General features: G+C 61.0%; 21 protein-coding genes and 1 tRNA gene. 9 read left to right on the top strand and 13 right to left on the bottom strand.

Translation table 11 applies throughout. The annotated features are described in order from the left end of the window. Window positions 1-255 precede the first annotated feature (255 nt). The 3 genes from IHQ71_RS02455 to IHQ71_RS02445 all read left to right on the top strand — a co-directional run bounded on the left by IHQ71_RS02455 (window position 256) and on the right by IHQ71_RS02445 (window position 5,581). On the top strand, window positions 256-1,695 hold the full coding sequence (locus IHQ71_RS02455) for a M10 family metallopeptidase (RefSeq protein ID WP_258160308.1): 1,440 nt from the start codon (window positions 256-258) through the stop codon (window positions 1,693-1,695). Window positions 1,696-1,799: 104 nt separating this feature from the next. Then, window positions 1,800-3,962: a response regulator gene (locus tag IHQ71_RS02450; protein WP_258160307.1), complete on the top strand. Its 2,163-nt coding sequence runs from the start codon at window positions 1,800-1,802 to the stop codon at window positions 3,960-3,962. A 143-nt stretch (window positions 3,963-4,105) separates the two neighbouring features. Beyond that, window positions 4,106-5,581 (top strand): M10 family metallopeptidase, encoded by a 1,476-nt coding sequence (locus IHQ71_RS02445; protein WP_258160306.1) that lies wholly within the window; start codon window positions 4,106-4,108, stop codon window positions 5,579-5,581. Window positions 5,582-5,585: 4 nt separating this feature from the next. On the opposite strand, the gene IHQ71_RS02440 is transcribed toward IHQ71_RS02445, so the two are convergent. Both IHQ71_RS02440 and IHQ71_RS02435 read right to left on the bottom strand, forming a co-directional pair. After that, on the bottom strand, window positions 5,586-6,287 hold the full coding sequence (locus IHQ71_RS02440; RefSeq protein ID WP_258160305.1) for a DUF899 family protein: 702 nt from the start codon (window positions 6,285-6,287) through the stop codon (window positions 5,586-5,588). 122 nt (window positions 6,288-6,409) lie between these two features. Then, window positions 6,410-6,964 (bottom strand): TetR/AcrR family transcriptional regulator, encoded by a 555-nt coding sequence (locus tag IHQ71_RS02435; RefSeq protein WP_258160304.1) that lies wholly within the window; start codon window positions 6,962-6,964, stop codon window positions 6,410-6,412. 77 nt (window positions 6,965-7,041) lie between these two features. On the opposite strand from IHQ71_RS02435, the gene IHQ71_RS02430 reads away from it, so the two are divergent. Next, a complete protein-coding gene (locus tag IHQ71_RS02430; protein ID WP_258160303.1) occupies window positions 7,042-7,950 on the top strand; it encodes an SDR family oxidoreductase in 909 nt (302 codons plus the stop codon). 201 nt (window positions 7,951-8,151) lie between these two features. On the opposite strand, the gene IHQ71_RS02425 is transcribed toward IHQ71_RS02430, so the two are convergent. Together IHQ71_RS02425 and IHQ71_RS02420 are read right to left on the bottom strand one after the other, a co-directional pair. After that, window positions 8,152-9,036 carry an NAD(P)/FAD-dependent oxidoreductase gene (locus IHQ71_RS02425; protein ID WP_258160302.1) on the bottom strand — a complete coding sequence of 295 codons (885 nt, stop codon included), beginning with the start codon at window positions 9,034-9,036 and terminating at the stop codon, window positions 8,152-8,154. 1 nt (window position 9,037) lies between these two features. Next, on the bottom strand, window positions 9,038-9,493 hold the full coding sequence (locus IHQ71_RS02420) for an Rrf2 family transcriptional regulator (RefSeq protein ID WP_258160301.1): 456 nt from the start codon (window positions 9,491-9,493) through the stop codon (window positions 9,038-9,040). Window positions 9,494-9,692: 199 nt separating this feature from the next. On the opposite strand from IHQ71_RS02420, the gene IHQ71_RS02415 reads away from it, so the two are divergent. Continuing rightward, window positions 9,693-10,172, top strand: coding sequence for a VOC family protein (locus tag IHQ71_RS02415; protein ID WP_258160300.1), 480 nt, complete (start codon window positions 9,693-9,695; stop codon window positions 10,170-10,172). Between the two features lie 24 nt (window positions 10,173-10,196). On the opposite strand, the gene IHQ71_RS02410 is transcribed toward IHQ71_RS02415, so the two are convergent. The 7 genes from IHQ71_RS02410 to aroA all read right to left on the bottom strand — a co-directional run bounded on the left by IHQ71_RS02410 (window position 10,197) and on the right by aroA (window position 16,049). Beyond that, window positions 10,197-10,811: a hypothetical protein gene (locus tag IHQ71_RS02410; RefSeq protein ID WP_258160299.1), complete on the bottom strand. Its 615-nt coding sequence runs from the start codon at window positions 10,809-10,811 to the stop codon at window positions 10,197-10,199. Window positions 10,812-11,006: 195 nt separating this feature from the next. Next, window positions 11,007-11,612, bottom strand: a complete 606-nt coding sequence (locus IHQ71_RS02405) for a hypothetical protein (RefSeq protein ID WP_258160298.1) — start codon at window positions 11,610-11,612, stop codon at window positions 11,007-11,009. A 100-nt stretch (window positions 11,613-11,712) separates the two neighbouring features. Beyond that, complete coding sequence (locus IHQ71_RS02400; protein WP_258160297.1) at window positions 11,713-12,168, bottom strand: GFA family protein; 456 nt, start codon at window positions 12,166-12,168, stop codon at window positions 11,713-11,715. Window positions 12,169-12,586: 418 nt separating this feature from the next. Then, window positions 12,587-13,198, bottom strand: coding sequence for a class I SAM-dependent methyltransferase (locus tag IHQ71_RS02395; protein WP_258160296.1), 612 nt, complete (start codon window positions 13,196-13,198; stop codon window positions 12,587-12,589). Next, complete coding sequence (locus tag IHQ71_RS02390; protein WP_258160295.1) at window positions 13,188-13,805, bottom strand: glutathione S-transferase family protein; 618 nt, start codon at window positions 13,803-13,805, stop codon at window positions 13,188-13,190. The genes IHQ71_RS02395 and IHQ71_RS02390 overlap by 11 nt, the downstream gene beginning before the upstream one ends. Before the next feature lie 57 nt (window positions 13,806-13,862). Beyond that, entirely contained in the window at window positions 13,863-14,666 is an 804-nt protein-coding gene (locus tag IHQ71_RS02385) for a hypothetical protein (protein WP_258160294.1), read from the bottom strand. A 33-nt stretch (window positions 14,667-14,699) separates the two neighbouring features. Further along, window positions 14,700-16,049, bottom strand: a complete 1,350-nt coding sequence (gene aroA, locus IHQ71_RS02380; RefSeq protein WP_258160293.1) for a 3-phosphoshikimate 1-carboxyvinyltransferase — start codon at window positions 16,047-16,049, stop codon at window positions 14,700-14,702. A gap of 233 nt (window positions 16,050-16,282) precedes the next feature. On the opposite strand from aroA, the gene IHQ71_RS02375 reads away from it, so the two are divergent. The 3 genes from IHQ71_RS02375 (at window position 16,283) to IHQ71_RS02365 (ending at window position 17,332) form a co-directional block, all read left to right on the top strand. Continuing rightward, entirely contained in the window at window positions 16,283-16,675 is a 393-nt protein-coding gene (locus tag IHQ71_RS02375; protein ID WP_258160292.1) for a TIGR02300 family protein, read from the top strand. A gap of 137 nt (window positions 16,676-16,812) precedes the next feature. Then, a tRNA-Ala gene (locus IHQ71_RS02370) sits at window positions 16,813-16,888 on the top strand. A gap of 198 nt (window positions 16,889-17,086) precedes the next feature. Further along, entirely contained in the window at window positions 17,087-17,332 is a 246-nt protein-coding gene (locus IHQ71_RS02365; protein WP_258160291.1) for a hypothetical protein, read from the top strand. Here IHQ71_RS02365 and IHQ71_RS02360 read toward each other — a convergent pair. Next, window positions 17,329-18,057, bottom strand: coding sequence for a hypothetical protein (locus tag IHQ71_RS02360; RefSeq protein ID WP_258160290.1), 729 nt, complete (start codon window positions 18,055-18,057; stop codon window positions 17,329-17,331). The two genes, IHQ71_RS02365 and IHQ71_RS02360, sit on opposite strands and share 4 nt — an antisense overlap. A gap of 21 nt (window positions 18,058-18,078) precedes the next feature. Between IHQ71_RS02360 and IHQ71_RS02355 the strand changes: the two genes are divergently transcribed. Next, window positions 18,079-18,294, top strand: a complete 216-nt coding sequence (locus tag IHQ71_RS02355) for a hypothetical protein (protein ID WP_258160289.1) — start codon at window positions 18,079-18,081, stop codon at window positions 18,292-18,294. A gap of 40 nt (window positions 18,295-18,334) precedes the next feature. Here IHQ71_RS02355 and phnE read toward each other — a convergent pair whose 3' ends face one another. Next, window positions 18,335-19,174, bottom strand: coding sequence for a phosphonate ABC transporter, permease protein PhnE (gene phnE, locus IHQ71_RS02350; RefSeq protein WP_258160288.1), 840 nt, complete (start codon window positions 19,172-19,174; stop codon window positions 18,335-18,337). Between the last annotated feature and the right edge of the window lie 5 nt (window positions 19,175-19,179).

Here is a 19,179-nt window from a genome sequence, read left to right as displayed (position 1 = left end):
CCAATATGCAGCACCCTTAAAAAACTTGAGTGGCGCGACGAAGATTAAGCACGGCTCACCCGTCAACCGCAAGAGGGGGTATTCCCGTCCGCTCCTTCAAAGGCGTTGCGGGAGCGCCACAGCAATCCACAACCTGTGACAGTACCCGTTTCCACGGCCGGACGAAGCATGTAGTGAGTTTGGCAAGAGGCGGCACGATGTGCGGACGCGGGCCGTGACCAAGCGGTTGCCACAAAGACGAGGAGCGAGGGAAGCATGGGCAAGCAGAGCAAATACGTTCTGGAACGCGAAGACGAGGATTTCTTCTCCAGCGATGCGGGCCACATGGTCGAACAAATCTCCATAGACCTTCCGGTCTCGGACAGGGTGGATTTCATCAGCCCAGCGCGCGGCGCCGACAGCAGTGACAGCGCCCGCGCGGCGCAGACGGTCAAGGTCGATCGCAGCGCCGATTTCCTGGCCGGTGCAACCGATGGCGTGAACGTGCCGTTCACCGATCCTGCGCTGACGACACTGGCCACCTTTCTGACCGATGGCTATTGGGCACATCGCGAGTTTGCTGTCGGCGACGGTGGTACGCTGAAGGTCGATATCGGAGACCTGACCGGAGCCGGAAAGCAGCTCGCGAAATGGGCACTCGACGCCTGGGAAGATGCCAGCGGCCTGAATTTCAAGTTCGTAAGCAAGAATGCCGACATCGACTTCGACGACAAGGGAAAATACGCCTATTCGACCTCGAAAGGCGTTGGCGATGGCACGATCGACTCATCCTTCGTCAATATCGCCACAAAGTGGATCGACGACTACGGCCATGGCAGGCACACCTATTCGATGCAGACCTATATCCACGAGATCGGCCACGCGCTCGGGCTCGGCCATGCCGGCAACTATAACGGTTCGGCGAAATACGGGGTGGACAACAATTTCACCAATGACTCCTGGCAGGCCAGCATCATGTCCTATTTCTCGCAGGCACAAAACACCGATGTCGACGCGCACTTCGCCCTTGTGATGACCCCCCAAGTGGCGGATATCATCGCGATCCGCGAGCTCTACGGCGACACTGCGATCAGGGCCGGAGACAGTGTCTACTCCTACCGCGGCGATTTCGAGAAATACTACTCGACCCGCACGATCGTCGATACCGGCGGCACCGACACGCTCGACTTCTCCTGGTCGGCCAGGAAGCAGACGATCAACATGAACGCTGAGACGTTCTCGACCATCGATGGCGTCAAGGGCAATCTCGGAATTTCGCGTGACACTGTGGTCGAGATCGCGATCGGCGGCCGGAGCACCGACAGGATCATCGGCAACGAGGCGGCCAATGCGCTGTTCGGCAATGGCGGCAAGGACAGGATGACGGGCGGCGGCGGCGAGGACTTCTTCGTGTTCGACACCAAGGCGAGCAGCAAGAATGTCGATACGATCGTGGATTTCGTCGTGGTTGACGATACGATTGCGTTCAACAACAAGGTGTTCACCAAGTTGGGCGTCGACGGGGCGCTGTCGTTCGATGCCTTTAGATCGAACCTGACCGGCAAAGCTGAAGATGCCAGTGACCGGCTGATCTATGAAACGGATACGGGCGAACTCTACTACGATTTTGATGGCGACAAACAGGGCGGTTCCGTGCTGGTCGCCAAGCTCAGCACCTTTCCCGGACTTGGTTTCGGAGATTTCCTCGTCATCTGAGGCGTCCGACGTGTGCCTGAAGCTCCTCCCCTTAAATTTGAGGGGCAGAGGCAACCAATTGCCTGTATCACGCGTTAGGGCCTGTTAAGCTGAAGGGGACCCGCGTGACGGCCGAGACGGACGAACAGTTCGATATCGCCAGGCGATTGCAGGCACAGGAAGCTGCGTTCCGCGAAAGCGAGGCGCGGTATCGCCGTGCCGAGGACCGCTACCGGTTTCTCGAGGCGCTCGCGCGGGAAACGGCTGCCAGCACCGATGCCGATGCGATTCTCGCAATCACGACGCGGATGGTCGGCGAGCATCTCAACCTTGCCATCTGCGCCTATGCCGACATGGACGCGGACCAGGACGGCTTCACCATACGCGGCGACTGGTCGGCGCCGGGCTCTCCCACCATCACCGGGCACTATATGCTGCATGACTTCGGCGTGCTGGCGATGACCAACCTGCATGCCGGCAAACCTTTGGTCATCCATGACAATCGCATGGAACTGGCGCCCGAGGAAGCCAAGACGTTTCAGGATATCGGGATCGCCGCCACGATCTGCCTGCCACTGGTCAAGGAGGGCCGGCTGACCGCACTGATGGCCATTCACGACAAGGTGCCCCATCACTGGTCGGATGAGGAACTCGTGCTGCTCACCGAGGTGACCGAGCGATCCTGGGCGCATATCGAACGGGTGCGGGCGGAGGCGAATGCGCGAGAGAGCGAGCGGCGTTTCCGGCTGGACCTGGAACGGATGGTGGCGGAGCGGACCGCTGAGCTGGTCCAGAGCCAGGAAAGCATCCGCGCGATCCTGGAAACCACCCATCTCTATCAGGGCCTGCTGGATATCGAGGGCCGGGTGCGCTTTGCCAACCTGACGGCGCTCGACGGGATCCAATCCACGCTGGCCGATGTCTTCGGCAAACCGTTCTGGGAGACGCCCTGGTTCACCGGAACGCCTGATATGCCGGAAGCGGTGAAGGCCGCAGTCGAAAGCGTTGCATCCGGAAAGATCGAAAACATTTCCATGACGCTGACCCTGCCGGTCGGCATTCGCAGCTTCGACTTTTCCATGCGCCCGGTGAAAAATCCCGCCGGCGAGGTCGTCGCACTTGTCCCGGAAGCGGTCGATATCACGGCGAGGGTCGAGGCCGAGCACGCGCTGCTCCAGTCCCAGAAGATGGAAGCCATCGGCAACCTGACGGGCGGCGTGGCGCATGACTTCAACAACCTGCTGATGGCGATATCCGGTAGCCTGGAACTGCTGCGAAAGCGCCTGCCGGACGATCCGGCGCTGCTGCATTTCATCGACAACGCGCTCGAAGGCGCCAAACGCGGAAGCTCGCTGGTGCAGCGCATGATGGCCTTTGCCCGGCGGCAGGAGCTCAAGAACGAACGCATCGACATCAGGCGACTGGTCGGCGGCATGGCGGAACTGCTTGCCCGTTCGCTGGGTCCGATGGTGACCATCGAGACGCGGTTCTCCGATCAGTTGCCCGAGGTCGAGACGGACGCCAACCAGCTTGAATCGGCGCTGCTCAACCTCGTAGTCAATGCGCGCGACGCCATGTCCGGCAAGGGCGAGATCATTGTTGAAGCCGAGGAGATGATCGTTGCCCTGCGCGACGGCTCACTCGAACCGGGCCATTATGTGCGCCTTGCCGTGACCGATACGGGCACCGGCATGGGCGAGGCGGTGCTGAAGCGCGCGATGGAGCCTTTCTTCACCACCAAGGGCGTCGGCAAGGGAACCGGGCTCGGGCTCTCCACGATCCATGGGCTGGCCAAACAATCCGGCGGCACGCTGCGGCTCAAGAGCAAACCGGGAGACGGAACGACCGCGGAGATATGGCTGCCGGCAAAACCGATACTGCCGGTCGAATCCGCACCCGTAGCCGAAACAATCGGAGAGCCTGTGAACGGCGTGCCGCACTCGCTTGCGATCCTCGCCGTGGACGACGACGCCCTCGTGCTGATGAATACGGTGGATATGCTGGAAGATCTGGGACACCGGGTCACGTCGGCATATTCGGGAAAGGCGGCGCTGGAACTCATGTCGAGCACCCGGTTCGATATCGTGATCACCGACCATGCCATGCCGCAGATGACCGGCGCACAGCTGATCGCCGAGATCCGCGCGCGCGACGCGAACCTTCCCGTCATTCTGGCGACCGGCTATGCGCAACTGCCGCCCGATGTGGAGGCGGGATTTCCCAAACTCTCGAAACCCTTTTCCCAGGCCGACCTCGAACGCGCGGTCGAAAGCGTGCGCGGCCGTTGAGCGGCCGCGCCATCTATCCGGCTAAATATGACAATGCGACTCCACTATTGACCTCGTGATCATTCCGGTTAAACAGGACCCCGAGCGGAACCCAGCGCATCGATGGCGCCCAGGCAGGCAACGACACCATCGGAATCTGGATCATGAGCATCTCCAAGGCCTTCGCAAGTCGCGAACGCGACGACTTTTCCTTCAGCATCAATTCCGACTTTGTGGTGCCATCCATGGCAGCGGCGCACGAGTTCATTTTCGCGCCTGACGCAAACGAAGCGATGGCGAGCGCGGCCGCCAAGGCCAAGCCGGTCAGGGTCGATCGCACCCCGGATTTTCTCGAAGGCGCTGCGGCCGGCGAGAACCCGGTTCCGGACTATGACGCCGATCTCGACACATTGGCTGCGTATCTCACTGATGGATACTGGGAAGACAATGAGGAAGCGCGGCGCAGTTTCGATATCGAGGCGGGCGGCACGATCACCGTCGATATCGCGACCTTGGACAAGGCCGCGCAAGTGCTCGCCCGCAAGGCGTTCCAGGCCTGGACCGATGCGACCGGCATCAGGTTCCAGGAGGTCAGGAACGGCGCCGACATCGACTTCACGGACAATTATTTCGACACCGCCGCCGCCTTCGCGGACTCCGAGGTCGATGGCTCGCAGATCGTCAGATCCGAAGTCACCGTATCCCAGAAATGGATCGAGAATCTCGGATCGGGCAAATACGACTATTCGATGCTGACCTATATCCACGAGATCGGCCATGCGATGGGCCTCGGCCATGCCGGCAATTATAACGGCTCCGCCACCTATGACCCGAACGTGCACGCCGACAATGACTCCTGGCAGGCGAGCGTGATGTCGTATTTCGACCAGAATGAGAACCTTGATGTCGACGCGGACAAGGCGCTGCCGCTCACGCTGATGATGTCCGATATCCTGGCGATCCGCGAACTTTATGGCATCGTCGATATCCGGCCGAGCGACAACGTCTATTCGTATGAAACGGACTTCAAGGCGGCGTCATCCCTGGACGGCCGGTACAGGGGGATCACGGCGCGGACGATCGTCGATACATCAGGCACCGATGTGCTGGATTTCAGCTGGTCGAAGAAGGCGCTGGTGATCGACCTGCACGAGGAGAGCTTTTCCAACATCAACGGCGTCAAGGGCAATCTGGCGATCGCGCGCGGCACGATCATCGAGGGGGCTGTCGGCGGCATCAAGGGCGATACGATCATCGGCAACGACTACGCCAATGCACTTTATGGCAATAGCGGCGCCGACACGCTAACCGGCAATGGCGGCGAGGATTTTTTCATCTTCGACACCAAGCCATCTACGGCCTATGCGGACGTGATCACGGATTTCGAGATCGGCGTGGACACGATCGGGTTCAACAACAAGATGTTCAAGGCCGTGGGCCGGGATGGCGTACTCGCCGACATCGCCTTCGTGGTCAACACGACTGGCGATGCCGAAGACCGCAGGGACCGGGTGATCTACGACAGCGCGTCAGGCGAACTCTTCTACGACGCCAACGGTTCGAGGAAGGGCGGCAGCGTGCTGGTTGCCACCCTCGAGGACACGTTGGCGCTCGACGCCTCGCATTTGCTAGTGATCTGAGACTCTAATAGTTCAGCTTTGGATACCAGGTGGGCGAGCGGCCCTCCGGCGTGCAGTCGATGATCGTCCAGAGCGGCATCAGATCCGGCGCGCCGCGCGGGTCTTGCCCGGGATCGGCGGTGACTCCGCCCATTTCGCCGCTCCAGAAATGCCGGATCGTGCCGTCGCGACGGGTGAAGACATGCAGGCCGGCGTCGTCGCCGCCATCCGGGGTGATGGCATGGTAATCATGGCTGAATTCGCCTGAGGTGTCGGAATAGAGCGGCAGGTAATGCCAGCCGCGTTCCTTCTTGAACCCCATGAGCTTCTCGATCGGCGAACGCGCGGTGACCGCAAATGCGACGCGCTGTGTGATGTCGGGTACCTCTCCATCCCAGGCCGAGAGCAGTGACGTGCACATCGGGCATGGCCGCTCACGCTGGGGACCGAACATGTAGGTGTAGACGACAAGCGTGTCCTTGTCGCCGAACAGGTCCTCGAAGCTGACGGGACCGTTCTCTCCGATGAACTGGTAGTGTTTCTTGACGCTGCCGCCGGGCGGTAGCGCACGGCGCATCTCGGCGACGCGCTCGATATGGCGGCGCAGTTCGATCTCTTCGGCCAGCAATGCGATGCGGGCGCTGCGGTATTCGTCGCTCTCGTGGGGGAAGGTGACGCCATTCCTGATGGCCAGGTCCATGGCGGGGGCAAGCGTGCGTGTGTCCATAGTCAGATCCTCCTGTGGCACTTCTGGTCGAACGCGCGGATATGATTTCAACAGGCAAACGAGGTCTTCATGTTACAGTCCGATCGCTTCGAGGCCCCGCCGTTCCCTCCTCCGGATGCGGCTCAGGCGCCCGTGACGAGGGCCAGGAAGGCGCGCAGCCTTCGCTCGACATAATGCTCCACTTTGTCCCTCGGGTCAAAGCTCCACCACAGGAGCGAGCCCTGCCACTGGTCGAGAATGAGGTTTGAGATCTCGCGGGGGTGGCCGGGCAAACGGGTGGCAATGGCCTCAGCGAGAACCGCCTGCCACGCCTTGCCGCGATCACGGAGTTCGGGGTCGCGGAGGTCTTCGCGCAGCATCAGCAGGCCATCGGCATAGGTCTCGATATCGCCGTAACCATGCGACAGCGCGAGGAGCATTTGGATAACGCCCTCGGCCGATTGCGGTGCGGTCGCGATGGCCTCTTGTGTACTGGCATCAAGCAGATCCCAGGCATGCCGCATCGCCGCCTTCAGCAAAGCGGGCTTGGAGCCGAAGCGCTGCACCAGCGTGGCGCCCGAGAGGCCGCAGGCGCTAGCAAGCGAGGCGAAGGTCAGGCCATCTGGACCGTGCTCGCGAATGACGCCGAGCGCGCTTGCCAGAACGTCCCTGTCGGCCAGAATTTTCCGCCGTGGCATTTTCCCTCTTCCAATATAAACGATTGTTCGGTTATATTTAGTTTAGCAGAGTCGAGAACCAGGACAAGGAGGAACACATGACGCTCCAAGGAAAAGTCGCGCTTGTCGCTGGCGCCACCCGTGGTGCCGGGCGAGGCATTGCCGTCGAACTGGGTGCCGAGGGCGCCACGGTCTATGTCACCGGCCGGACGACGCGGAGCCAGCAATCCGAATATGGTCGGCCTGAGACAATCGAGGAGACCGCCGAACTGGTAACGTCGGCCGGCGGCACCGGTATCGCGGTACAGGTCGATCATCTGGTTTCATCAGAGGTGGAGGCGCTGGTCGAACGGATCCGCACCGAACAGGGCCGGCTCGATATATTGATCAACGATATCTGGGGCGGCGAATTGCTGTTCGAATGGGACAAGCCGGTCTGGGATCACGACCTCGACAAGGGCTTGAGGATGCTCAGGCTGGCGATCGACACGCATCTGATCACCGCCCATCATGCCTTGCCCCTGATGATCGAAAAGCCGGGCGGGCTGCTGGTCGAGGTGACCGATGGCACGGCGGAATACAATGCCACGCATTACCGGCTGTCGCCGTTCTATGATCTTTGCAAGACATCGGTGACGCGGATGGCCTGGGCGCACGGCAAGGATCTGGAGAAGCATGGCGCGACAAGCATATCGATCACGCCGGGATGGCTGCGATCGGAGATGATGCTGGATGCGTTCCAGGTGACCGAGGCGAACTGGCGGGATGCGACGAAATTCCAGCCGCATTTCGTGATTTCCGAGAGCCCGCATTTTGTCGGACGGGCGGTGGCGGCGCTTGCCGTCGATCCCGATCGGGCGCGCTGGAACGGGCAGTCGGTTTCGAGCGGACAGTTGGCGAAGGTCTATGAATTCGACGACCTCGACGGGTCGCGGCCGGATTGCTGGCGGTATATGGTGGAGGTGCAGGAGGCGGGTAAGCCTGCGGATGAGACGGGGTATAGATGAGGTCCCGCTTTGAGGTTTGCCCCTCACCCTAGCCCTCTCCCCGTGAAGGACGGGGAGAGGGGACGCCAGAGGCGTGGACGGTGCCACCATTTCAACGTTGGCGGGAGCCAAAACCGAGCTGCGAGTCCCTTCTCCCCGCATGCGGGGAGAAGATGCCGGCAGGCAGATGGGGGGCATTCCAAACGCGGATACGCGGCAGCGCTACCCGAACATGAGCTTGCGGTGGGTCGCGGCACCGGCCATCGCGCCATCGCCCACGGCGAGCGCGACGTTGCCGGCGGCGCGTGCCGCGTCGCCGCAGGCGAAGACGCCGGGGACGGAGGTGGCCTGCATGCCATCGATGCGGATGTAGCGGCCGGTCGGGCCGTCGGCGAAATCGCAGCCGAGCTGGCTTGCGATCGGGCTCGACACTTCGGTGGCGGTGGCGGTGAAAAGACCATCGAGGGCGATGCGACGTCCGTCTTCGAGCACGACGTCGATCGGGTCGCCTTCAAGCGCGCGGATTTTCTCGCGCTCGACCGTGACACCGCGGGCGGATAGCTGCGCCAATTGGTCGTCTGACGGCTCGAACGCGCCATTGACGAAGAACGTAGTCGTGCCCCAGTCGGGCAGCATCAGGGCGTGATGCATTGAGATCTCGGACACGGCGAGCACGCCGATGCGGCCCTGGTTCAACTCGTAGCCGTGGCAATAGGGGCAGTGGAAGACCGCCCTGCCCCAGCGCTCGGCGAGACCCGGAATATCCGGCAGGCCATCCTTGATGCCCGTCGCGAGGACAACCGTGCGCGCCTGATGCCAGGCGCCGGATTTGTCCGCCACCGCGAAGCCATCATCCAACCGTTCGGCGCTTTCCGCGCGTTCGGCAAGCCATGTCACGTTCGGATAGGCGAGCAGCTGTTCGCGCGCGTCGGCGGCGATCGCGGCGGGGTCACGGCCGTCCTGGCCCAGAAAGCCATGCGAATGGGCGGCGAAGCGATTGCGGCGGACGCCCTCGTCCATGACGAGGATGTTGCGGCGGGCGCGGGCGAGCTGGAGGGCGGCGGACTGGCCGGCATAGCTGCCGCCGACGATGATGGCATCATACATATCAGGTATCCTTATGAGCGTGTGCGGCCCGGTGCTGCCGGGCATGAATACGGAAATCCTCCGCGAGTTCGGCGAGCGTGACATCGGCAAGCCGCGCGACGAGCAGTGCTTCCGCATCGCGGAAAGCAGAGGTCAGTGACCGGTTGACGGCCTGCTCGACAAGACAGGCGGGATGCTCGAGATTGATGCCGATGGCGAGAAGCGTGGGGGCGCCGAGCGCATCGTAGACGTCCTTCAGCGTGACCTGGGCGAGATCGCAGGCGATCTCCCAGCCGCCGCCATGGCCTTTTTCGGACCGGACGAAGCCCCGTTCCCTGAGGCCCGCCATGGTGCGGCGGACGACGACCGGGTTGGTGCCCATATGTGCCGCAAGCTCGGCCGAGGTCATCGGCTTGTCGCGCTCGGCCATGTGGAGAAGCACATGGAGGGTGACGGAAAGTCTACTGTCGGTTTTCATGTAACTTTATATGTTACGTGATGCGTGCCGTGTCAAGGCTTGAGCTGTTTTTCGGGCTTGCAGGGGAACGGAAGGGCAAGTTTTTACGTTCCAAAACAGGCGATTAATACCGGTGACAAATCTATTTCATCCTCGACAATTGACACCATACCTACCAGTCGGTATGGTAGTTGCATCATCAAGACCAATGGAGGAAACGATGGTTAGCAAGGTTTCGACGGTTCTGTGGTTCGACAAGGGCGGCGAGGAGGCCGCGAAGTTTTATGTCTCGCTCATTCCGAATTCACGGATCACCAACGCTGTCTCGCCACCGATGGGCGACCAGCAGCGGGACAGTGGTGACGCATTGGTGGTCGAGTTCGAACTCTTTGGCATGAACTACCAGATCCTCTCGGCCGGCCCGCATTTCAAGCAGTCGGAAGCCGTCTCGATCATGGTGCAGACCGATGACCAGGAGGAGACCGACCGCCTGTGGAACGCGCTGATTGCCGATGGCGGCGAGGAGAGCCAATGCGGCTGGCTGAAGGACAAGTGGGGCGTTTCCTGGCAGATCACGCCAAAGGCGCTGCTCCGGGCGACCAGCAGCGACGACCGGGCCGCCGCGGGCCGCGCCATGGCGGCGATGATGAAGATGCGGAAGATCGACATCGCGGCGATCGAGGCGGCCTTCAGGGGCTAAGCTTTCAGGCTGGGCGCGGGAAGTTTACGCGCCCGCCTTCTCCCGCTTGCGGCGGAACAGTTCATCGGTCAGCAGGTAGACGAGCAGCAGGATGAAGGCGAGATAGAACACGCCATCCAGCGGTCCGGGCTGATGGCTGCCCGCATATTCCACCACCGGCCGGCGCAGGAAGCGTATGGTGACGATGGCGATCTCGCAGCCCACGAGGACCAGGGCAGCATTGACCAGCCACAGCCACACCGATCCGACGGGACGCATGAGATAGCGCATCGCGAGCGCCAGCGATTCCGTCAGGGCATAGATCTCGATCTGGTGGGCGGCGGTCCGCGCCTTCGACAGGATACGGTGCCGGACAATGGCGTAATTTCCGATCAGGACGGCGGGGATCACCATGATGAAGGTGATCAGGGCTGCGAATTCCGGCGTGCGGAAGCCAGCGAGCCACCAATTGCCATTGCAGACGAAGGTGAATACGATGCTGGCGAACAGTGCCGCCGCAACATATTCCGCCGCATGGGTGATGCGCTGCAGTTCGTTGCGGGAAATGACGTAGGTCGGAGCATCTTCGTTGACGCGATAAAGAATTGTGCCGTCGGCGTCCGCACGCCAATGGAACCCTGCATCAGGTAGATTTTTCATTAAACCCCCGCATTCGCTTCTTCGCGCCCATATCCACCCCGAGCCCGACCGGCAGAAAGCCGCCGACAATGGCCTCGTCATGGATTAAACCCTAAGTGGCAGGGCTTAACCAATGTCAAAACGGGTAGCTCAAATTGTCGGTAATTATTCATTCGTGCAAAATAGCTGTGGGGAAGCGTTAAGAAAGCATTGCATTCACGGGTTGGGATTTTCCTGTGTAAGCGTTTTGCGTCGTGCCTGTTCGCGACGGAATGCCCTTAGCAAGACGAGCGACAGTGGCAGCATGATTGCCGAAGTGACGAGCATATCCTTCCTCACGGGATCGGGGCCGATGCCGAAAAGGCTTCCGACAAGATGGAAGGCAGCAAGGGCCGCGAATATGATCAGGCCGAATATAACCCGACCCAGCATGCGGTCGTCCAACATCGTCATGAAGAAGGCATAGCGCGCCGAAAAGTCGAATTCGGGTGTTTTCTCCTGAGAGAGCGGCGCGCGCATGAGCAACTCCCTGCCCCGTTTTGTGATTTTGTTCTCGAAGAGGTGGACGAAAATCACCGAGACAACCGTCCCTGCAATAGGCAATTCAAGGCCCATCCTACCCTTCGAATAAAGATACCAGAGGAAAAAGCATGCTGTGCTCAGTAAAAGCGTGACAAAGGCGACGAGAACGGCGGGCCTTCGCAACTTGTAGCTCTCGTCTTTGCTTATAATGACGAAGGCGCGGCGTTGCGCAGCGTAATGCGCCACGCGGCCGTCGGGCAGATCTTTTGGCGCAAAAGGCCATCGCGGTTTGTCGGTCATTCAAGGTTCCCCATGCTTCTTCACAGCATAGGGTTGCAGCACTTAAGAGATGATTTCCGGGCTTGGCACAAGTTTACCGAGGAAAGCCACTCGGCCACCGCTAGGCGATAGTCGCGGCGTAGCCCTTCATCAGCCGCTCATACACATCCATCTCCGGATAGGTCGGGTAGCTGTGCTCGGCCGGAGTCGTGGCCCAGGGGAGCTTTTCGCTGGTGAATGTCTCGACATAGGGCGCGAAAGCCTCGGGCGTTGCGAGCATGGTCGTGCGGACATTGACGAAGAAATCCACGCCTTCGGGCCGGGTGAACATCCACGTCATGCAATATTCGCAGAAATAGTGTTTTGAGGCGCCATGCAGCCCGCCGATCACTGGTTCGCCTTCGATGACCTCGAAGCCTTCGGTGGGTATGGCAGCCGAGAGCGAAAAGGCGCTTGCGCTCATCTTCTGGCAACCGGTGCAATGGCAGGCCATGGTCAGCATCGGCGCCTTGGAGATGCGCAGGCGCACGCGGCCGCAGCGGCAACTGCCTTCTTGAGGGAGATTGATCGTGGTCATGGTGTCCTCCTGCTTTTGCTTCGCTAGCCTAAGAACGGTGTCTTAGCCTGTCAAAGCCGGAATGCGCAAAAAGGGCAGGCTAGAGCCTCTTGCATTGAAATGGAATCGGTTCTGCCGGAGCAGGTTTTCGTCAGGACCAAGGCGATGATCGAGGTCGTACCCGTAGGTACGGCCGAGGTCATCGCCGCAGGGTCATGGCGGAAAGATGCCCGGCCCACCGGGCGCGCTTCGCGACGCCCGGCGATTCTAATGTCTTGCAGATTTGCTTCAGCAAATCTGCGGGAGGGTTGGCTGAAGCGGGCCGCCTCTTTGACCGGCCGGCTTGGCCGTATGCTTTGGCTACGACGCGTGGCCCACCGGTCAAACATGCGACTCCGCTTGAGCCAACAGAACCGGTTCCATTTCAATGCAAGAGGCTCTAGGCGCGATCCGCCCGCTGCGCGAGCCAGACCGTGTGGCCGCCGCAAGCCGGATCCTCGGGCTTGAAAGCCAGCACGTCGAAACCGTTCGCGGTCAGCAGCGACCGGTACTCTTCGGGATCGAGGCTGGCGTGATAGAGCGGCTCGCCTTCGAAGGTACCCATCGCCTCGCCATGTCCCGGACCGCTGGTGAAGAGCAGCGGCGCGCCAGGCACGGCATGGGCCCCGAAGACCGGGAACATCGCGCGCTGGTCGTCATAGACCAGGTGGAAGAAACTGTCCCAGGCGATCAGGCCGCCAAATGTCCGGCCCAGCGAGAGGCGGCGCATATCCGCGACATGCCAGTCGTGATCCGGCATGCGGGCGCGGCAGAGCGCGATCAGGTTTTCGGAACTGTCCACGCCCGTGACGCGGTATCCCCGCGCCGCGAAATGGCGGGCGATCGGCTCGCCCGAACCACAGCCGATATCGAGGATCGTGCCGCCTAAGGGGACAAGCGAGAGAAACCTGTCGAGCCACGGGGCTTCGAACAGGGATTTGCCGCGCGCAATATCCCAGGCATCGGCGTTGCGGTCGTAAAGACCGACGATGTTATTGGCGTCAGTGCTCATCCGCCGTGGCGCGCTTCACGCTATCGCGTTCGGACATGCGGCTGAAATGGGCCGAGATCTTGGGGTAATTGGCAATGTCGACGCCGTCGCCCTTCAACCAGCGCTCGATCGTGTGGAGGTAGGGATCGGCCACGGTATAGGCATTGCCCATCACCCAGGGGCCTTCGAGGAACTGGTCTTCGATCAATTGCATCGCGGCGGCCATCGTCGCGGGCACCTTCGCCTTCATGTCGTCGAAGGAGGATTGCTCGTTGGCCCAGCGCGCTCCGCGCCGGCCATGGGCGTGGTTCACATGCACGGAGGAGCAGATGTAGGAATTGAAGCCCTGCATTTTGGCGAGCGCGAAGGGGTCGTCGAGAGGCGCCAGCCGCGCATCCGGAAACATCTGGGCGATATAAAGGAGGATCGCCGGGGTTTCGGTGAGGACGCCCTGGTCGGTGACCAGTGCCGGCACGCGACCCTTCGGATTGACCTTCAGGTAATCGGGGCCGCGCTGCTCGTTTTTGGAGAAATCGACGCGGGCGACTTCATAATCGGCGCCGGCATCTTCGAGTGCGATTCGGGAGGCGAGCGCGCAGGTGCCCGGTGTGAAGAACAGTTTCAGCATGGGATATCCTCGATTTGACGAGGAGGTTTTAGCTTAGAGAGGGAGCCATGTCAGCCTTCAGCGGAGCTGAATGTGGATATGGTCGTCGTGGCGGGCGGCGCGGCAGCCCTGGAAGCGGATGGTGTCGTTGGAAATGCCGAGACGTGCGGGGATATGCGGTTCGAGGAAGACTTTCTCGATGCCGTGATTGCGGCCCTCGCTGGACAGCCAGTGCAGGGCCTCCTTCATGCGGGTGGGCTCGATATCCCAATCTGGAAACAGCGGCTGCAGCCAGGTTAGATCCCAGCGCAGCGATATGAAACGCTTGCGGTTGGCGCAGGGTTGAGGGGAATTGGCCAGCGGCTGTTGGAAGGCAAAGTAGCCGAGCGGCGAGCGCGTCTCGCCATTGCGGAAATTGCCGGCATCGTCGCGATAATAGAGCGCCAGATCGAGCTTCCGGCCATCGTTATGCGACAGATGCGGCATCAGCGGGAAGCCGGTGACGAAGGGAAAGTTGGCATCGAGCGCCAGTGTCGTCGTGCCGGGAAAAGACGATGCCATGTGGTCGGCATAGGCTTCCGCGGCAGCCTTCAGTTCCGGCGTCACGTAATTGCGGTTCAGAGCGCAATAGATCGGCGTGCGGACTGCCAGGTTTGCCGAGGTGAAGCACCGCAGCGGCACCCGGCCGAATAGCGGCGCGACCTGATGCGTGACGAGCGTCGCGGCTGCGTAGACGCAGACAAACAATGCCGGAAAGATCAGACGGCCCGGCCACGGCAGAAACCGGCGGAGCGCCAGCGCCAGCAGCCATGCCAGCCCGCCGATCTGGGTAAGCAACGTCAGAAGCACGACGGCGAAGCCATGCCGGAGGATGCGAAGCATGGTCAGCTCTCCCCTGCTCCGAGTTTTTCTGGCTCAGGCCTCGATCTTCGCGCCCAGGCCGGCCATCAGGTCCATGAATTCGGGGAAGCTGGTGACGATCATGCGGCTGTCATCGACTGTCACCGGATGTTCGGACGCCAGACCCATGACCAGGAAGCTCATCGCAATGCGGTGGTCGAGATGGGTTTTCACCGCCTCTCCCTTGGCGTTGCCCAGACCCTTGCCGCCGGGCACTCCACGCACGGTGAGCGAGGTCTCGCCCTCGGTGCAATCGACGCCGTTGAGTTCGAGCCCGCGCGCAACAGCTGCGAGACGGTCGGATTCCTTGACGCGGAGTTCCTCGAGGCCGGTCATAACAGTCGTGCCTTCGGCGAAGGAGGCGGCAACGGAGAGGACCGGATATTCGTCGATCATCGATGGCGCGCGTTCGGGCGGGACAGAGACACCCTTGAGCTCGGAATGGCGGACGCGAAGATCGGCGACATCCTCGCCGCCGGCATTGCGCGCGTTCATGACCTCGATATCGGCGCCCATTTCCTGCAGCGTCAGGATCAGGCCGGTGCGCGTCGGGTTCATCAGCACGTTCATGATCGTGACATCCGAACCCGGCACCAGCAGCGCCGCGACCAGCGGGAAGGCGGTGGAGGACGGATCGCCCGGCACATCGATGACCTGGCCGGTGAGCTTGCCACGGCCTTCAAGGCGGATGGTGCGGACGCCTTCGCTGTCGGTCTCGACCGAGAGGTTGGCGCCAAAACCCTGCAGCATCTTTTCGGTATGATCGCGCGTCATGACCGGCTCGATCACGGTGGTGATGCCCGGCGTGTTCAAACCCGCCAGCAGCACGGCCGACTTGACCTGGGCCGACGCCATCGGCACGCGGTAGGTGATCGGGTTCGGCGTCTTCGGCCCATGCAGCGTCGCGGGCAGCTTGTCGCCGGCCATGGCGGAAACCTGCACGCCCATTTCCCTGAGCGGGTTGAGCACGCGGCCCATCGGGCGCGAGGAGAGCGAGGCGTCGCCGATGAAGATGGAATCGAAATCATAGACGCCGACCAGGCCCATGGTCAGGCGGCAGCCGGTGCCGGCATTGCCGAAATCAAGCGGCGCTTCGGGCGCCAGCAGCGCGCCGTTGCCGGTGCCGTGGATGATCCAGGTATCGCCCTGCTTTTCGATCCTGGCGCCCATCGCCTTCATCGCCTTGCCGGTGTTGATCACATCCTCGCCTTCGAGCAGGCCGGTGATGCGGGTCTCGCCGGCGGCCAGGCCACCGAACATGAAGGAGCGATGCGAGATCGACTTGTCGCCCGGGATACGCACGGTCCCCCTGAGATTTTCGGATTTCCTTGCGGTTGCCGGTGCCGGCGTCCCTGAATGCGACATGGAATAGGCCCTTCGAATGCTTGATAACGTGCGGGGATCAGCCCTCCCCGCGCCTGCTGGGCGCTCGTTAACACAAAGCTTTTTGCCGGTCATCATGGATGTTGAATATTGTGGGCCACTTAGGCTTTGACACTGGCCCGCAACATCGCTAAGGGGCTCAACACTCATTTTTCAACTAAGGCCGGTATTCCGGCCCGCCGCCATTGCGGCACAGACGATCAAGAGGTCCTGACGTGTCTAAGGCAGAACTTGGTACCAAGCGTATCGACCCGGAAACGGGCAAGAAATTCTACGACCTGAACAAGGATCCGGTCGTTTCGCCCTATACGGGCAAGAGCTATCCGCTCACCTTCTTCGCGGAAACCTCGATCGCAGCCGTGCTTGAAAAGGCGGCCGAGGAAGAGGAAGTCGCCGAAGTCGACACCGAGACCACGGAAGTCGAAATCGTCTCGCTGGAGGATGCCGACGAAGAGGCAGCCGCCGGCGAAGATATTCCCGATCTCGGCGATGACGAAGTCGATATCGGCGACGATGACGACGACACATTCCTCGAGCAGGACGAAGACGAGGACGACGACGACATCGATGGCCTGATCGGCGTACCGGGCGACGACGAAGAAGTTTGATTCAGGCTGCGCGGCGGGAAATTTTTCTCCACCCCGCGCCACTTTCCTGCTTGCCATTCCCGGAAAGCAGAAGTATGAACCCGCCACCGAGGCCGAACCGGCCTTGGTGATACCACCCTCCCCCAACGGGGCCGGATGGGGCTATAGCTCAGCTGGGAGAGCGCTTGCATGGCATGCAAGAGGTCAGCGGTTCGATCCCGCTTAGCTCCACCAAATTTTCCAGCGACGAACCTCCTGAAATATTGCGCGCCAAAGAGACGCGACATTTCCGTCGGTTAGCGGGTATAGTCCGCATGTTAGTGGTCAACTCCGCGCGCTTGTCGCGGAATTTCTAGCGCTTCCGGCCGCGAGTCTCTGTCGCGCCATTTCCGTGTCCACTAACTTTTCCAGCCTCTGAAAGAGCGACCGGCGATGACGCCGGTGCTTAAGGATGATTTTGCTGGGTTGTCTTCGGGAAAACGCTGCGCTTTAGAGTCCAAGCGCCTCAGCCTGATCGGCCCAGGCGGGTGGGACGTCGATCAGACGCGAAAGGGTTCGTGCCGTGAGATCAGCCGGCTGGCGACCGGTCAGGATCGCTTCGGTGATGGCCGGCGACAGGAAAGCCAGCGGCAGGATGCGACTGATGTCAGCGCGATGAACACGCAGCTGGGTTGCTAGATCGGCGATCGATGACACTGAGCCATGGTCAACCGATTGAGATAAAGATGCGCTCGCGCGATCAGGTCGACCAGCGTGGCATCTGGTTTTCTTTGTAATGCTCCGGCAATGACGATGCGTGCTTCGACACCGCGGCGCTTGATCGTCATCGGGTGTTCGATGACGACAGCATCGTCTTCGGAATCGATGCTCTCTTCCCGTTCAGGGCCGGACGATGTCGCCCGCGAAGCGCGAAGCAGTCGCTGGGTCAAAGTATGCCGCCGAATCTCGAACCTGATCCCGGTGGCCGACAGTGTGATGCTCTTGAATATCGTGTTCAGGATCTGCTTTCGACCCGCAGCGTCCGCCGAGTCCTGTAGTGAGTGGGCCAATTCTGATGCCGCCGTGAGACCACGCTCGATCCCATCCGTTGGGGCGCACTGCTCCAACCATCCAGCGATCATTGTTCGGTTCTGCAGGATCTCTGTGGCTTGACGCAGCACGATGGCTTCAATCTCACCCGCAGGAACGCGCCATCCTTCATGCTCCGTCCCCTTCGCATGTCTGAGCCGTCCTGAGATGTAATAGCGATACCGCTTGCCGTGATTATAGGCATGATTGGGCGCAAGCCGGTCTCCAGTGTCGTCGAAGACCAATCCGATCAGCAGATGGATGTCGGGGTTGCTGTACCTGCTTCGCCCTTCTGGCACCTTTGCGGCGAGCAGTACCTGGACTTCCTCGAACACCGACGGCGTTATGATCGGTTCATGCTCACCGTCATGAAGCTGATCGCGATGACGCAGTTTACCTGCTCACTCAATGTTGATATCAGCGAGCTGGATTTCGACGATGAATATATAATGCATACGCTGTCGATCGTTGTGGTTGTCGGAATGCTCCGAAGAAGGTGTCGGGGGCCGCTACTCATAGGCCAGATTTTCAGCGGGGGACTTCAACAGAGCCCATTTCTCAACGACTACTGAGACTTCTAATTAACCGCATCGCGGCTCCTGTGAACTGCAATCAACGCATTTTGGAAATCCGTCGCCGCAGCCAGCCGGAACCGATTTCGGCAAGCAGGACAAGGCAGATGATGACCAGAAGAATGGCCGCGACACGGGTCGATTCGAGTTGCTGGGTCGTGCGCTTGAGATACCAGCCCATGCCGCCGCCGCCGAAAAAGCCGACAACGGTCGCTGCGCGGAAGGCCACGTCCCACGTATAGATCGCGATGCCGGTGAAGGCTACGCGCACCTGCGGCAGGACGGCATACTGGAAAACCTGTAGCGGACTGGCGCCGACCGACCGCATCGCCTCGACCGGCCCCATGTCGACCGCCTCCAGCTCGTCGGAGAAGAGCTTTCCGGCAAAGCCGATGCAGAACACGGTCAGCGCCAGGGTACCCGCCAGCATGCCGAAGCCGAGCACGGTGACGAAGAGGATGGTCCAGATCGTCTCGTGGATGGAACGGCTGCCCATGATGGCGAAGCGACCGAGCGGATAGGCGATGTGCCGGCTGATGGTGATGTTGCGGGCGGCGAGCCAGGCAAGCGGTATGGAGCAGACCACGCCGAAGAAGCCGCCGAGCATCGACATTTCAAGCGTACGGATGACCGACCGTATGAAATCGGCATCCGACACATAATCGATATCGGGCGGGAAATAGCGGGTGGCGAGAATTTCCGCCAGCCGTGGAAACGCACCCAGGATCCGTATCAGATCGATATTGAGGAAGGCGACCGACCAGGCCAGGAAGGTCAGCACCGCGAGCAGTACGGCAAAATGGATCGTCGATCGCGGATGACTGTAACGTGACCAGCGACGCGGCGTGGTGGGGATGGGTTGTACAGACGTGATAACCATTTCCG

Source organism: Rhizobium sp. TH2, assembly GCF_024707525.1.
Lineage (GTDB): Bacteria > Pseudomonadota > Alphaproteobacteria > Rhizobiales > Rhizobiaceae > Rhizobium_E.
Note: the sequence above shows the minus strand (reverse complement) of the source record. Positions and strands in the feature narration are given on the sequence as shown.

Excerpts from the sequence above, each read along its gene's own strand:
- IHQ71_RS02455 (WP_258160308.1), top strand. The coding sequence starts at position 256 with ATGGGCAAGCAGAGCAAATACGTTCTGGAACGCGAAGACGAGGATTTC.
- IHQ71_RS02445 (WP_258160306.1), top strand. The coding sequence starts at position 4,106 with ATGAGCATCTCCAAGGCCTTCGCAAGTCGCGAACGCGACGACTTTTCC.
- IHQ71_RS02440 (WP_258160305.1), bottom strand. The coding sequence starts at position 6,287 with ATGGACACACGCACGCTTGCCCCCGCCATGGACCTGGCCATCAGGAAT.
- IHQ71_RS02435 (WP_258160304.1), bottom strand. The coding sequence starts at position 6,964 with ATGCCACGGCGGAAAATTCTGGCCGACAGGGACGTTCTGGCAAGCGCG.
- IHQ71_RS02430 (WP_258160303.1), top strand. The coding sequence starts at position 7,042 with ATGACGCTCCAAGGAAAAGTCGCGCTTGTCGCTGGCGCCACCCGTGGT.
- IHQ71_RS02425 (WP_258160302.1), bottom strand. The coding sequence starts at position 9,036 with ATGTATGATGCCATCATCGTCGGCGGCAGCTATGCCGGCCAGTCCGCC.
- IHQ71_RS02420 (WP_258160301.1), bottom strand. The coding sequence starts at position 9,493 with ATGAAAACCGACAGTAGACTTTCCGTCACCCTCCATGTGCTTCTCCAC.
- IHQ71_RS02415 (WP_258160300.1), top strand. The coding sequence starts at position 9,693 with ATGGTTAGCAAGGTTTCGACGGTTCTGTGGTTCGACAAGGGCGGCGAG.
- IHQ71_RS02410 (WP_258160299.1), bottom strand. The coding sequence starts at position 10,811 with ATGAAAAATCTACCTGATGCAGGGTTCCATTGGCGTGCGGACGCCGAC.
- IHQ71_RS02405 (WP_258160298.1), bottom strand. The coding sequence starts at position 11,612 with ATGACCGACAAACCGCGATGGCCTTTTGCGCCAAAAGATCTGCCCGAC.
- IHQ71_RS02400 (WP_258160297.1), bottom strand. The coding sequence starts at position 12,168 with ATGACCACGATCAATCTCCCTCAAGAAGGCAGTTGCCGCTGCGGCCGC.
- IHQ71_RS02395 (WP_258160296.1), bottom strand. The coding sequence starts at position 13,198 with ATGAGCACTGACGCCAATAACATCGTCGGTCTTTACGACCGCAACGCC.
- IHQ71_RS02390 (WP_258160295.1), bottom strand. The coding sequence starts at position 13,805 with ATGCTGAAACTGTTCTTCACACCGGGCACCTGCGCGCTCGCCTCCCGA.
- IHQ71_RS02385 (WP_258160294.1), bottom strand. The coding sequence starts at position 14,666 with ATGCTTCGCATCCTCCGGCATGGCTTCGCCGTCGTGCTTCTGACGTTG.
- aroA (WP_258160293.1), bottom strand. The coding sequence starts at position 16,049 with ATGTCGCATTCAGGGACGCCGGCACCGGCAACCGCAAGGAAATCCGAA.
- IHQ71_RS02365 (WP_258160291.1), top strand. The coding sequence starts at position 17,087 with ATGACGCCGGTGCTTAAGGATGATTTTGCTGGGTTGTCTTCGGGAAAA.
- IHQ71_RS02355 (WP_258160289.1), top strand. The coding sequence starts at position 18,079 with ATGCTCACCGTCATGAAGCTGATCGCGATGACGCAGTTTACCTGCTCA.
- phnE (WP_258160288.1), bottom strand. The coding sequence starts at position 19,174 with ATGGTTATCACGTCTGTACAACCCATCCCCACCACGCCGCGTCGCTGG.